The organism is Desulfobulbaceae bacterium (genome assembly GCA_015231515.1).
Classification (GTDB): domain Bacteria; phylum Desulfobacterota; class Desulfobulbia; order Desulfobulbales; family VMSU01; genus JADGBM01.
The window spans coordinates 1-12,614 of record JADGBM010000086.1 but is presented as its reverse complement, the minus strand read 5'-3'; the positions used below and the strand labels follow the sequence as shown (position 1 = coordinate 12,614).

Below are 12,614 nucleotides of genomic sequence, written 5' to 3'. Positions count from 1 at the left end.
TGACCAGGCCCTGCACTTCAGGCAGGTAATCGGTTTTGACACGGATCACCCAAACATTAATCAGGCAAGCTTTTACACCTCCCATGAAGCACTTCTTTTAGGGTATGAAGAGGCGTTGACTCGACAAGACTCAACCACTGGCCTCTGGTACGATTGCAGCGCTCATATGCTCTGGATTGGTGATCGGACCCGTCAATTGAATGGGGCGCATATCGAATTTTTAAGCGGTGTACTCAATCCCCTGGGCATGAAGATTGGTCCAAACCACGATATTGACGAAATCAAGCGCATTATTGAGCGCCTTAATCCCGACAATGAAGCTGGTCGTCTGACCTTGATCACTCGCTTCGGCGCCAATAAAATTGATGACTACCTGCCAAAACTTTTGCGCGAGATTAAACAGGAAGGCTACAAAATTATCTGGAGTTGCGACCCGATGCACGGCAACACATACACTGCCGAAACCAGCCACAAGACTAGAAACTTCAATGATATTTTACAGGAGATCCAATGCTTTTTTGAGATTAACTGGGCAGAAGGTACTATTCCGGGCGGAATTCATTTTGAGCTGACCGGTGATAATGTTACCGAGTGCGTTGGCGGCGGCAGAAACATTATTGACCAGAACTTAAAAGAGCGCTACTGGACCAACTGCGACCCGCGCTTAAATGCCGAACAGAGTCTGGAAATCGCCTTTCAGATCGCCGAGATGATCCGCTCTTGAGTTAGGGCTATTTAGGCTAACGGCTAACCGGCGGGGCTCCTTTAACCAGCATCTCTGCCAGTGTCATCTTTACCCTTGGTAGTTTCTCGGCCTGCTTGGCCAGTAATGATTGCTCCATTTGAACCATTGTCCTGAAAAAACTGGTGCGATCCATGGTCGGCAGGCTGGTTTGTCCCTCAGTAAGCTCCTGGCAACGAAAACAACCCGGAAACTGCTTACTCTGACCGTCAGGGTTGGTCATGCTGGCCGGAACTCCGTGCAATCTGCATATCATGAGACGGTGTTTGTACAATGCACAAAGACCATTCTCGTTAATCGGACACATCTCTCGGGGCTGCTCCCCTCTGTTAAACGCTGATTCACAATTTGTAATATAGTTTCTGGCCCGGTCTCGATACTCAGCCTGTTTATCTGGGGGCAGCGCCGAAAAACCCTCCCAGAGGTAGGCCCACTCCAGATAGGTATAATGAAGAAAAAAGCTATCGCAGCAGTTATCCGGACAGCCGTTACAAGAAAAATCAAGCACTACGCCTACATGATTATAGGCCTTTTCCATCTCGTCATATACAGTAGCAAGTTGCTGTAGCAGCTCTTTCATGATAATATTCCTAACCCCGATGAACGGGATAAGTGCCTTTCGCAGATTATTTTCTTGTAAAAAAACAAGAAAATAATCTGTAAGGCACTAAAAATAGTTATTAGCCTATACTCATAAGCAAGGGGGCATAACAATGTCAGCAGCAGAAAACACCATACCATGTTTTAAGGCATATGACATCCGGGGACGTGTCCCTGATGAACTTGATGCTGAATTGGCCTACTGGATTGGGCAGGCTTACGCTCAACATTTTTCGCCGGCATCCATCGCAATAGGCCATGACATCCGGCTTTCTGGCCCTGGTCTGGTGGATGCTCTGGCCCAAGGTCTTATGGATGCGGGTGTTGATGTTGTCGATATTGGCCTGTGTGGCACCGAAGAGATCTATTTTTCCGCTTTCCACCTTGAGGTTGATGGCGGCATCGTGGTCACAGCAAGCCATAACCCTGCCAACTATAACGGCATGAAAATGGTACGCAAAGGCGCGGTCCCGGTAAGTGGTGACAGCGGACTCAAAGATATCGAGAAACTGGCGATTGCCAGGCATAAAAAAACAGCGCCAACCCTTGGCAGTCGGCGCTCAGTTAATCCCCGCCCCAGTTACATACAACACCTGCTCGGTTATATTGACCACAAAAAGCTTAAACCTCTCAAGCTGGTCGTGAACGCCGGTAACGGTTGTGCCGGTCCCATAATTGATGCTCTGGAAAACTCCTTGCCATTTTCCTTTGTCAAACTCCAACACCAAGCGGATGGCTCCTTCCCCAACGGTGTTCCCAATCCGTTGCTTCCAGAAAACCGCACCCTCACTGGCCAAGCAGTCATTGATCATGGTGCCGATATGGGCATAGCCTGGGACGGCGACTTTGACCGCTGTTTTCTTTTTGATGAAAATGGTTCTTTTATCGAAGGCTATTATATGGTCGGTTTACTTGCCCAGGCCATGCTTAAACTCAGGACTGGGGCCAAAATAATTCATGATCCCCGCCTGACCTGGAATACTATTGAGGTGGTTAAAAAGGCCGGCGGAGTGCCAATTATGAGCAAAACCGGGCACGCCTTTATCAAGGAGCGTATGCGTTCTGAGGATGCGGCTTACGGCGGTGAAATGTCGGCTCACCATTACTTCAAAGATTTTTCCTACTGTGATTCCGGCATGATCCCCTGGCTGTTAGTTGCCCAAATTCTCAGTTCATCTGAGAAAAAACTTTCTGAGCTGGTTTCAAGCCAGATGGCGGCCTACCCTGTCAGTGGAGAGATAAACTCAACCGTCAGTGATCCGGATGCGGTACTTGAAGCTATTGAGCGCGATTTTGGCAAAGGCGGCCATAAAGACTATACTGATGGCTTAAGCGTCGAGTTTGACAGCTACCGATTTAATCTGCGCAAATCAAACACCGAACCAGTCATTCGCTTGAATGTTGAAAGCCGGGCCGATCAAGCCCTGATGGAAGAAAAAACGAAGGAATTACTCGATAGAATCCGGGCGGATAAGTAAGGCTTTAGGCTGTAGGCAATTATAACTAGACAGTGAGGGAATTATGAATGAGAAATTGGCAGATTTTTTTCATTCTTTACAGGCGCTTTGCTTTCCCGCCTATTGCCTGCTGTGCAACAAAACCCTGCCACCCTCTGCTAAAATTCTTATCTGCCCAGCATGCCTTCCTGAAATTTCATTTACCAGACAGCCTCTCTGCTCATGCTGCGGGCTTGAGTTCCCCAACTCTGCCCCTGGAAATCATTTTTGCTCCAAATGTCTTGCCCACAAACCAGCCTTTGAAAGAGCACGGGCTGTTCTGCGCTATAATGATGCCGCAGCCAGGCTAGTCCATACGTTCAAATATGCTGGGAAAACTTACTGCCACAGCACCTTTGCCGAACTTAAAAACGTGAGTACAACTATCGATGATCTCGACCCTCACGATTTGATTATTCCAATACCGCTTCATATCAAACTCTCCAGGGAACGAGTCTTTAACCAGGCCGTAATTCTGGCCCAACTCTTTTTCCCTGACAAAAAAGATCAAATACAGGCCGAAACTCTGTTCAGAACACGCTTAACCGTTCCCCAAACCGGCTTGAGTGGCAAAGATCGTCGAAAAAACTTGAAAAATGCCTTCGATATACGCCAACCGTCCTGCATAAAAGGTAAATCCGTACTTTTAATTGATGATGTCCTCACCACAGGAACAACCATAAACGAATGTGCTAAAATACTTAAAAAGCATGGGGCTAAAAATGTCCAAGCCTTGACTTTAGCAAGGGTGCTCGTGTAGACTTAAGTGATGATTATTCTGATTACTTTATTACTGCTAACTGTACCAACCTCCCTGTGGGCTGAATGTGTAGAGGGCGATTGTGAGAACGGCCAAGGCACCTATGAGTATTTTGGGGGCATGAAATACGTCGGTGAATTTGTAAACGGCAAACCCGAAGGCCAGGGTTTTAAAACCTATCAAGATGAAACAAACTACACCGGGACCTTTAAAAACGGTAAGTTTGAAGGTAAGGGTGTAAAAAAATTCCACGACGGAGCGATCTACGAAGGCGATTTTAAGAATGGCCGCTTCCATGGCTCAGGGACCTATACCTTTGCTGATGGCGCTGTCTATATTGGCGACTTTGAGTACGGTAAATTCAGTGGCAAGGGGGTTTACACCTATACCTCCGGGGCTGAGTATTCCGGTGAATTTCGCAATGATAGTTTTAATGGTGAGGGGACCATGAAATATTCAGATGGCTCCACCTATACCGGCAACTGGGAAAACAATCAGCACAACGGGCAAGGCTCTGCAACATTCGCCGACGGCACCACATATGACGGCAACTGGTGGAACGGCAAATTTGACGGTCGAGGCACCTTGGTTGTAAGTGCTGATGAAACGAAAGAAGGTTTCTGGAAACAGGGCAAGTTTACCAAAGAAGAAAAAAAAGATACTGTCGAGAAAACAAAAACATCCGTCGGTGGCAGCGCCTGGCAGTACTAAGAGGCTGTGCGAGAGTGTTTATAAAACGAGGTCCAAAATGATATCAAAACTCAATGCAGTTCAATCAGAAAAATTTTCCGCCCGAGGCAATAATTACGAGCTGACAATTTATAAATCCCAAGACAGCGATGAGATCAAGGTCAACGTTTCCAAAAACGAAGATGGGCAGGATATCCTCTGGACTCTACAGGATTTAGAGATCCCGGCTGAAATCAAGGGAGAAAATGAGCTCATTGAAAAATGCCTTTTAATGGCAAAGGCTGCCATCAAAAAAAATGAATCCGAGAACTGATGATTTTCATTTTCGCCGTACCTTTACGATAGCTTTCAGGCAGTTTAACATACCGTCTCTCAGCAGACAAAAACAGCTCCGACGACAAACCCACCCCCATAAGCACACGCCTCCAACCAGCCTATTACTTGCAGCCCCTTCGCCTCCACCATTTGGGGCTTGGTACTGCTCAACTCCCCATAAGGTGCAATAGATGAAAGATTTTATTTACATACTCATAGCAATCACAGCTGGTGCGTTTGCCTTTCGATTCATCAGCAGAATAAAGTCAGAATACTGCTCCCCCTGACTGGTTATGTATGGAGCCCTGGGTTCAGGGCTTGCAGCTTTCTGGCTTTTACGGACTTTTTTTTAACTCCACCAAAACTGTAAGGATTTTCCATGAAAATTGACGGCAAACACTATCGCACAATCTGGCCCAAAAAAGACGATACCACTATTATACAGATCATTGAGCAGCGACACCTGCCCCATCAGTTCGTCATTGAAGATCTGGCAACGGTGGATCATTTTGCCAAAGCAATTGAAGAGATGCACGTTCGCGGGGCTGGTCTCATTGGCGCCACAGCAGGCTTTGCCTTTTACAGCGCCTTAGTTGGCGCCCCCGCAGTAGACTTAGAGGCCTATATCGAATCATCTTCAGCTAAACTTATCGCCACCCGGCCAACTGCAAAAAATCTGGCCTGGGCAATTGACCGGCAGAAGAACGCCATCCGAAGCGAAACAACACTTGAAGCCAAACGCAACAAAGCCTACGAGGTCGCCTGCCAGATTGCTGATGAGGATGCCGATTTTTGCCGAAGACTCGGACTGCACGGCCTCGAAATCATCAAAGAAATCAGCCAAAAAAAGAACGGTGCGCCTGTAAATATCCTGACCCACTGCAATGCCGGCTGGCTGGCCTTTGTTGATTATGGCTCTGCCACAGCACCCATCTATGCCGCCCATGAGGTCGGCATCAATGTACATGTCTGGGTTGATGAAACCAGGCCCTGGCTGCAAGGCTCTCGCTTGACGGCCTGGGAACTTGGCCAGCAGGGAGTAGCTCACACCCTGATCCCGGACAATACCGGCGGTCACCTGATGCAGCATGGTATGGTAGACCTGGTTATTGTCGGCACCGACCGAACAACCAGAAGCGGCGATGTTGCCAATAAGATCGGCACCTATCTCAAGGCTCTGGCCGCTCACGATAATGGTGTGCCTTTTTACGTGGCGCTGCCATCATCAACATTCGACTGGCAGATTCGAAACGGCATTAAAGAGATCCCCATTGAACAGCGCTCCGATGATGAAATTAAATACATAACCGGTCAAACAGCAGCAGGCACTATGGAGACCGTACTTATTTCGCCAAAAGAGACCAAAGGCGCCAACTACGGCTTTGACGTAACTCCGGCCCGACTGATTTCCGGGCTCATTACCGAACGGGGCATAACCCCTGCCAACGAAGCAGACATTATCGCCTTATATCCGGAACATCAATGAGCTTGCCGATGGTAAAGGGTAGTAAATGGTAGGTTGGGTTGAGGGACGAAACCCAACATAACTGCGGTAGCTTTATTTGTTGGGTTTCGCGGGGCTCTACCCAACCTACGAAAAATTTAACGTATACCCAGAATATCAGTGAGCTTGCCGATGGTCAATGGGTAGTAAATGGTAGGTTGGGTTGAGGGACGAAACCCAACATAACAAACTTGGCAAACTCCACCATATTCGATTTCCAACAGCATACCTACACACCAAAACGACACTGCCTAACTTCTACTCAACCATGCAAACACAATCGCCAAATAAAATTCACTACGGCTGGCATATTGTCTGGTCGGGCCTTTTATGCATTTTTGCCTGTTTGGGCCTTGGCCGTTTCGCGCTTGGCATGCTCCTGCCCGCCATGGGTGAAAATCTCAACCTGACCTACTCCCAGATGGGGCTTATCGGCACGGTAAATTTTGTTGGCTATCTGGTCTCTGTGCTGGCCTGTGGCCCTGTCGCCAAAAAATTCGGCTACCGAAAGGTTATATTCACAGCGCTCATGAGTATTGGTTTATCGATGATCCTTATCGGTAAAACAAAAGCCCTCTGGCTCATACTGGTTCTCTACTGCCTGACTGGAATGGGCAGCGGGGCCGCCAACGTGCCGATGATGGCCCTGGCTTCAGCCTGGTTCAGCCCGAAGAAGCGGGGGCTTGGCACCGGTTTTATGGTTATCGGCAGTGGCTTCGCCATTCTGCTTTCCGGAAAACTTATCCCCTTTATCAACCAGAGCGGAGGTGCCGAGGGCTGGCGAATGAGCTGGCAAATCTTAGGCGGCATAACGGTTCTAGTCAGCCTTATCTGTGGACTGGTCTTGCGTAACAGCCCTAAATCGATGGGCCTGCTCCCCTTTGGCCAAAGAGAATCGTTAGACCCAACCATCTCAAAGCAAAAAAAGCCAATCACCATGAAAGCCATAGCCCATATTGGTGCTATCTATTTCCTGTTTGGCTACACGTACGTTATTTATGCAACTTTTATCGTGACTAGCCTTATTCAGGACAGAGGGTTTAGCGAGTCAACCGCTGGTAATTTCTGGTCCTGGGTTGGACTCTTAAGTATCGCCTCCGGCCCAATTTTTGGCGGTTTATCCGATAAAATCGGCCGCAAAGCAAGTCTGATCATCGTCTTTTCTATTCAGGCAACCGCCTATCTGCTGGCCGCCTTAACTCTTCCTACCCCGTTCATATATATTTCCATTGGCTGTTATGGAATTGTGGCCTGGAGTATCCCCTCCATCATGGCAGCCCTGGTTGCTGATTTTGCCGGTCCAGAAAAAACAGCCCATGTCTTTGGCCTTATCACCTTTATTTTTGCCTTGGGACAGATAGCTGGTCCAGCTATTGCCGGCTCACTTGCCGAACATTCACAATCTTTCAGCAGCAGCTTCTTTATGGCTGCCATATTTGCACTTTTTGCCGCCGTTTTATCCGCCACATTAAGCCCGCCACCAGCAAATTAGCAGCGATTCATTTTCAAAACTTTACAAGGACATTCTCAGGCAGTATCCTTGTACTGAGTTCGGGAGGCGCTTGTGCCTCAAACGTAAATTTTACTGATTTTCCCCGTAGACTCCCAACAGACCGAGGTTATTATGAAGAAAGTGTTCTTTTTCGTTTTTCTTACATCGTTGTTACTAAGTGCCTCCCTGGCTCTTGCCGCTGGGGCCCAGAAACCAATTCAGATTGAATCTGACCATATGCTCTCCATGCAGAAGGAAAACACCGTCTTTTTTTCCGGTAAGGTTGTGGCAAAACAGGAAGATCTGGTTATTCACGCCGATGAAATGACTGTCTATTATAATGAGAAAAAGGATGATGCCCAAACACCAAAACAAGAGGGCACAAAATCAAAGGACGTCGAACGAATTTTTGCAGAAGGTAATGTTGAGATTACCCAATTGGAGTGGGTTGCAACAGGAGATGCCGCAGAGTATTTTTCCAGCGAACGTAAGGTCATCCTGACAGGTAAAGCTAAGGTGTGGCAGGATAATAATTTAGTCACCGGCAATAAAGTCGTGATGTATCTTGATGAAGGGAAAAGTGTTGTTGAGCGAAGCAGTGATAAGGGGGAGCGTGTTAAGGCTTTTTTCTACCCTGATTCAGACAAAAAACAATAATTTGTAGAGCCTCTTGCAAAATGACTGTCATCCTCGAGTGTTTTTATCGGGGATCCAGAAAACACCTGGATCGGAGTCTGCGCTACCTCCGGCTAACAACATGCCGGAAAGACGGTTACGGAGAGTTCGACATGGCAACATTGTCTCATTTTGCAAGATGCCCAGTATACACAGGAATATCGTGGCAATTTTAGAAACCAAAGAGATCGTTAAGCAGTATAAAAAACGGCGGGTTGTTGACAAAATCAGCCTGAAGGTTGAAACTGGCAAGGTCGTTGGCCTGCTTGGCCCAAACGGGGCAGGCAAGACAACAACCTTCTACTCTATTGCCGGTTTTATTCAACCCGACTCCGGCACCATTACACTCGATGGTGAAAACCTCACAAAACTGCCGATTCACAAACGAGCCCACAAGGGCCTGTCGTATCTCGCCCAAGACTCTTCGGTCTTTAAAAAGCTGACTGTCCGCGAAAATGTCCAGATTGTTTTAGAAACTTTAGGCCTTCCTAAAAATGAGATTTTTGATCGAACCATGCAGCTGATGACCGATCTTCGCATCATGCATCTTGCCAACAACAAGGCCTTTTCACTTTCCGGCGGCGAACGACGACGGGTTGAGATTATGCGAGCGCTGGCCACCAAGCCCCGCTTTATCCTGCTTGACGAACCCTTTGCTGGAATTGATCCACTTTCTATTGCCGATTTACAAAAGATTATTGGTGAGCTGCGCGACAAGGGTCTTGGTGTTCTTATTTCAGACCATAATGTGAGAGAAACCCTCACTGTCTGTGACTATGCCTATATAGTCAACAGCGGCCAAATTCTTGTCCATGGTACACCCAAAGAGATTATCCAAAGTGAAGCCGCTAGAAAAATGTACCTGGGCGAAAATTTTACTATGTAGTTTTTACATAAATGCCTATTATAGGTAAAATAGTTTTAATTATTGAACTGTAAGAATCCGCTACAGTGAAAACCTCTCCACAATAGAGAACGTATCACATTTTATGGTATTAGAACTCCGACAACAGCTTAAACTCACCCAGCAACTGGTAATGACACCACAGTTGCAGCAGGCCATTAAACTGCTGCAGCTGTCCCGACTGGAATTATCTGAAACCATACAGCAGGAGATTGAACAAAATCCTGTTCTGGAGGAGGGGAACACCACAGAGGACAGCAGTCACGAGTCCCTTCAAGACCAGGTTGCAGGTGAAGTTCCTGATCCCGGTGGTGAAAAAACAACAGAGGTAAGCCTGGATGGCGATTCTGGTCTCAAAGAGATTGACTGGTCCGATTATGAGAATGAGTATGAGTCATCAGGCTCATTTCGACCAAAAGACGGTGCTGAGATGCCATCCCGACTCGATATTCTCACCAAAAAAACCGGCCTTGAAGACCATCTCATGTGGCAGCTCAAGTTCATAAACCTCACAGACCAAGAGTTGGACGTCGGCAGCTTTATCATTGGCAATCTGAACCGCGACGGGTTCCTTGAAGTTGACGATGACGATATTGCACGACAAACCAACTCAGCGCCAGAAACTGTTCAGAAGATGCTCGCCATTGTCCAGGATATGGATCCTTCCGGGGTTGCCGCACGAAACATCAAGGAGTGCCTGCTCCTGCAGCTCTCCCATTTAAAATTAAGTGAATCCCCGGCTACTGAAATTGTCCGTGATCAACTGAACTACCTTGAAACCAGAAATTACGCTGCAATTGTCAAGGCGACCAAATATTCATTGAAAGAAGTGCTTGCTGCCATTGATGTCATTACCGGCTTAAACCCGCACCCAGGCCGGGCCTTTTCCACCGATGAACCTCATTATATTATTCCGGATGTCTATGTCTATAAGATGGATGGCGAATACGTCATTATGCTTAATGATGACGGTCTTCCCCGCCTGAAAATCAGCAACTTTTATCGTGATATTTTAAAAGACAAAAAAGATATGCCCGGTGTGAAGGGCGAGACTAAAACATATATTCAGGAAAAACTTAAATCAGCCATGTGGCTCATTAAGAGCATTCAACAAAGACAACGCACCATCTATAAAGTCGTTGAAAGCCTTATTAAGTTTCAATATGAGTTTTTTGAGAAAGGGCCCTCAGAGTTGCACCCGCTTATTCTGCGCGACGTAGCTGATGACATCAGTATGCATGAGTCAACTATCAGCCGCGTAACCACTAACAAATACGTACACACCCCTCAGGGCATCTACGAGCTTAAATACTTCTTCAACTCTTCAATTGCCCGTACCGATGGCGAGGATGCCATGGCCTCCGAGAGCGTTAAAGTCCGGATGAGGCAGATCATCCAGGCGGAGAACCCAGAAAAACCGCTTAGCGATATGGCCATTACCAATTTTTTTGAAAAATCGAACATTCAAATAGCCCGGCGAACCATTGCCAAATACAGAGAGCAGCTTGGCATCCTGCCTTCCAAATATCGAAAAAAACCCAAGTTCAAATAGACAACCCGCGATCAAACCACCAATCAACACCGAGATCATAGAGACCTCTGTATTTTTATTACACGAATTGAGCAATAAGGCACTGCATGACTCACTGCCACGAGCACCCGCGACTCTTTCTTATAACCGGCCTTTCTGGCGCCGGAAAGGGTACTGTTGCTAAAACCCTCGAAGACTCGGGGTTTTTCTGTATCGACAACCTGCCGGTCTTCATTCTCCACGCTTTTTTGAGTCAAGCACAAGGACACCCGGAACGTAATAAGCTTGCCCTGGTGATGGACGCCAGAGACCCCGATTTTCTGGCCCGCCACCAGGAAGTTATCGCCACCTTAGAGGCTAGTCCTTTTCACCTGACAATTATCTTCCTGACCGCCGATGATGACGTTTTATTGCGGCGCTACAGCGAAATGCGGCGCAAACATCCTCTGGCAGATACAGTTCGAGAAGGAATCGTTCTGGAAAAAGCACAGCTGGCTGATCTAAGAGACAAGGCCGATCACATCTTTGACACCACAACAATGAGTCCGCATCTATTACGGGCTGAGGTTTTAAACAGGTGTCTTCAGCAGAAGAATCAACCGTTGCTGGTAACTGTAGTTTCATTTGGGTTTAAACATGGCCCGCCAGCCGAAGCCGATATTCTTTTTGATGTTCGCTTCCTGCCGAACCCTTATTTTGTACCCGAACTCAAAGATCATACCGGCCTTGAACCACAGGTCTCTTCGTTTGTCCTGAAAAGCGAAGCCGCCACCGAATTTCTGGGCAAACTCACCCCTCTTCTCCAATTTCTCATCCCGCAATACAAAAAAGAAGGTAAGGCCTATCTTACAATCGGTATTGGCTGTACTGGCGGTAAACACCGCTCGGTTTCTATTGCCGGAAAACTCAAGCAGGTCCTGGAGGAAGCCGGTGAATCCGTTTCTGTTAACCACCGGGACTTGGGCCAATAACTGCATGGATAAGTGCCACAGCACCAAAACAAAGCAGAAACATCATTCAAGGTAAATAGACCAATCAAAATTGAAGTTTGGAGCTTTCAGGATAAAATCAAGATCTTCTGAAAATCGTGACATTCCATGTAGAATCCGCAAACAGGTACCACCTTGAAATGCGGCTACTTCAAAAAATCCACTGCGCCATAAGCCATACAAAGCAATGTCTTGGAGGATTTCTTTTGTAGCAAGTTCTTCTTCCAATTGATTAACAGCACCATAGGCAGCTAATTTATTTCGGATCAGTTCAATCAATGTTCAACTCCTGAGAAAGTGAGCTCAGAAAAGATTTAACCCGCCCGTGCTTGTAAACCATTTTTAATGTCTGAATATCATTACCGGTAATAGTTTTTAATGCTTCATAGTCAATTCGAAACCCTTCCGTAAGCCATCCCAGTCCTTGCCATTGCATCTTTCGGAGGCATACAAGGTCCAATAGTGCCCGGCATGGTTTTGCCACAAGCATGGTCTGACCATCACTTTGATGCCTGTTTACTAATTCCAGAAAATAGCCCTTTTGGATTGCCAGCGGATAAAAGCTATAACTTCCTGTTTTTTCATGTTCATAGTGCCTTGATTTTCTTCCAGGAACAACACTTGCCGTTGTAAAGACAGCTTCGGGAATCCAACCATGATAGGCCAAAGCTGACTCAAAAGAGATATAGCTTCCAGATACCAAGGCTTGGGCAAGAGCAAAAGGGTGATAACGACAATCACGATAACGATCAGCTAACAAATACAGCCCACGCTGAACCTTGAGCAACTCCCCTGCTTTCAGAGCGCGATTAACCAAGCTATAGCGCCGCAAATCACTCCCGTCGATCAGTCGTGCCAACTGTTCGACCCGGATAATTCTGTTTGCCATACCATGTTCAATAATTTTACTTGTAAG

14 protein-coding genes are annotated in these 12,614 nt (G+C 47.0%); 11 read left to right on the top strand and 3 right to left on the bottom strand.

The genetic code is table 11. The annotated features are described in order from the left end of the window. On the top strand, positions 1–724 hold a 724-nt coding region (locus HQK80_12200), incomplete at its 5' end, for a 3-deoxy-7-phosphoheptulonate synthase (protein MBF0222966.1). Positions 725–740: 16 nt separating this feature from the next. On the opposite strand, the gene HQK80_12195 is transcribed toward HQK80_12200, so the two are convergent. Then, the gene (locus tag HQK80_12195) at positions 741–1,322 is read right to left on the bottom strand and encodes a hypothetical protein (GenBank protein MBF0222965.1); all 582 of its coding nucleotides are present in this window, start codon (positions 1,320–1,322) and stop codon (positions 741–743) included. A gap of 133 nt (positions 1,323–1,455) precedes the next feature. Here HQK80_12195 and HQK80_12190 point away from each other — a divergent pair, with 133 nt between their 5' ends. From HQK80_12190 to rapZ, 10 genes are all read left to right on the top strand, one after another. Continuing rightward, complete coding sequence (locus HQK80_12190) at positions 1,456–2,820, top strand: phosphomannomutase (GenBank protein MBF0222964.1); 1,365 nt, start codon at positions 1,456–1,458, stop codon at positions 2,818–2,820. 43 nt (positions 2,821–2,863) lie between these two features. After that, complete coding sequence (locus HQK80_12185; protein MBF0222963.1) at positions 2,864–3,598, top strand: ComF family protein; 735 nt, start codon at positions 2,864–2,866, stop codon at positions 3,596–3,598. A 9-nt stretch (positions 3,599–3,607) separates the two neighbouring features. Next, entirely contained in the window at positions 3,608–4,309 is a 702-nt protein-coding gene (locus HQK80_12180; GenBank protein MBF0222962.1) for a hypothetical protein, read from the top strand. A gap of 37 nt (positions 4,310–4,346) precedes the next feature. Further along, complete coding sequence (locus HQK80_12175) at positions 4,347–4,601, top strand: hypothetical protein (protein MBF0222961.1); 255 nt, start codon at positions 4,347–4,349, stop codon at positions 4,599–4,601. Between the two features lie 381 nt (positions 4,602–4,982). Then, a complete protein-coding gene (gene mtnA / locus HQK80_12170; GenBank protein ID MBF0222960.1) occupies positions 4,983–6,089 on the top strand; it encodes an S-methyl-5-thioribose-1-phosphate isomerase in 1,107 nt (368 codons plus the stop codon). A gap of 286 nt (positions 6,090–6,375) precedes the next feature. Beyond that, on the top strand, positions 6,376–7,599 hold the full coding sequence (locus HQK80_12165; protein MBF0222959.1) for an MFS transporter: 1,224 nt from the start codon (positions 6,376–6,378) through the stop codon (positions 7,597–7,599). A 132-nt stretch (positions 7,600–7,731) separates the two neighbouring features. Beyond that, positions 7,732–8,256 (top strand): lipopolysaccharide transport periplasmic protein LptA, encoded by a 525-nt coding sequence (gene lptA / locus HQK80_12160; GenBank protein MBF0222958.1) that lies wholly within the window; start codon positions 7,732–7,734, stop codon positions 8,254–8,256. Between the two features lie 157 nt (positions 8,257–8,413). Beyond that, positions 8,414–9,160 (top strand): LPS export ABC transporter ATP-binding protein, encoded by a 747-nt coding sequence (lptB, locus tag HQK80_12155; GenBank protein MBF0222957.1) that lies wholly within the window; start codon positions 8,414–8,416, stop codon positions 9,158–9,160. A 103-nt stretch (positions 9,161–9,263) separates the two neighbouring features. Then, entirely contained in the window at positions 9,264–10,730 is a 1,467-nt protein-coding gene (gene rpoN, locus HQK80_12150; GenBank protein MBF0222956.1) for an RNA polymerase factor sigma-54, read from the top strand. 86 nt (positions 10,731–10,816) lie between these two features. Continuing rightward, the gene (gene rapZ, locus HQK80_12145; protein ID MBF0222955.1) at positions 10,817–11,680 is read left to right on the top strand and encodes an RNase adapter RapZ; all 864 of its coding nucleotides are present in this window, start codon (positions 10,817–10,819) and stop codon (positions 11,678–11,680) included. Between the two features lie 42 nt (positions 11,681–11,722). Here rapZ and HQK80_12140 read toward each other — a convergent pair whose 3' ends face one another. Both HQK80_12140 and HQK80_12135 read right to left on the bottom strand, forming a co-directional pair. Further along, entirely contained in the window at positions 11,723–11,977 is a 255-nt protein-coding gene (locus tag HQK80_12140) for a nucleotidyl transferase AbiEii/AbiGii toxin family protein (protein ID MBF0222954.1), read from the bottom strand. Then, positions 11,970–12,602 carry a hypothetical protein gene (locus HQK80_12135; GenBank protein ID MBF0222953.1) on the bottom strand — a complete coding sequence of 211 codons (633 nt, stop codon included), beginning with the start codon at positions 12,600–12,602 and terminating at the stop codon, positions 11,970–11,972. Before HQK80_12135 ends, HQK80_12140 begins: the two co-directional genes overlap by 8 nt. Between the last annotated feature and the right edge of the window lie 12 nt (positions 12,603–12,614).

Bases quoted from the DNA above. Each gene is read 5' to 3' on its own strand.
- HQK80_12195 (MBF0222965.1), bottom strand. From the start codon at position 1,322: ATGAAAGAGCTGCTACAGCAACTTGCTACTGTATATGACGAGATGGAA.
- HQK80_12190 (MBF0222964.1), top strand. From the start codon at position 1,456: ATGTCAGCAGCAGAAAACACCATACCATGTTTTAAGGCATATGACATC.
- HQK80_12185 (MBF0222963.1), top strand. From the start codon at position 2,864: ATGAATGAGAAATTGGCAGATTTTTTTCATTCTTTACAGGCGCTTTGC.
- HQK80_12180 (MBF0222962.1), top strand. From the start codon at position 3,608: ATGATTATTCTGATTACTTTATTACTGCTAACTGTACCAACCTCCCTG.
- HQK80_12175 (MBF0222961.1), top strand. From the start codon at position 4,347: ATGATATCAAAACTCAATGCAGTTCAATCAGAAAAATTTTCCGCCCGA.
- mtnA (MBF0222960.1), top strand. From the start codon at position 4,983: ATGAAAATTGACGGCAAACACTATCGCACAATCTGGCCCAAAAAAGAC.
- HQK80_12165 (MBF0222959.1), top strand. From the start codon at position 6,376: ATGCAAACACAATCGCCAAATAAAATTCACTACGGCTGGCATATTGTC.
- lptA (MBF0222958.1), top strand. From the start codon at position 7,732: ATGAAGAAAGTGTTCTTTTTCGTTTTTCTTACATCGTTGTTACTAAGT.
- lptB (MBF0222957.1), top strand. From the start codon at position 8,414: ATGCCCAGTATACACAGGAATATCGTGGCAATTTTAGAAACCAAAGAG.
- rpoN (MBF0222956.1), top strand. From the start codon at position 9,264: ATGGTATTAGAACTCCGACAACAGCTTAAACTCACCCAGCAACTGGTA.
- rapZ (MBF0222955.1), top strand. From the start codon at position 10,817: ATGACTCACTGCCACGAGCACCCGCGACTCTTTCTTATAACCGGCCTT.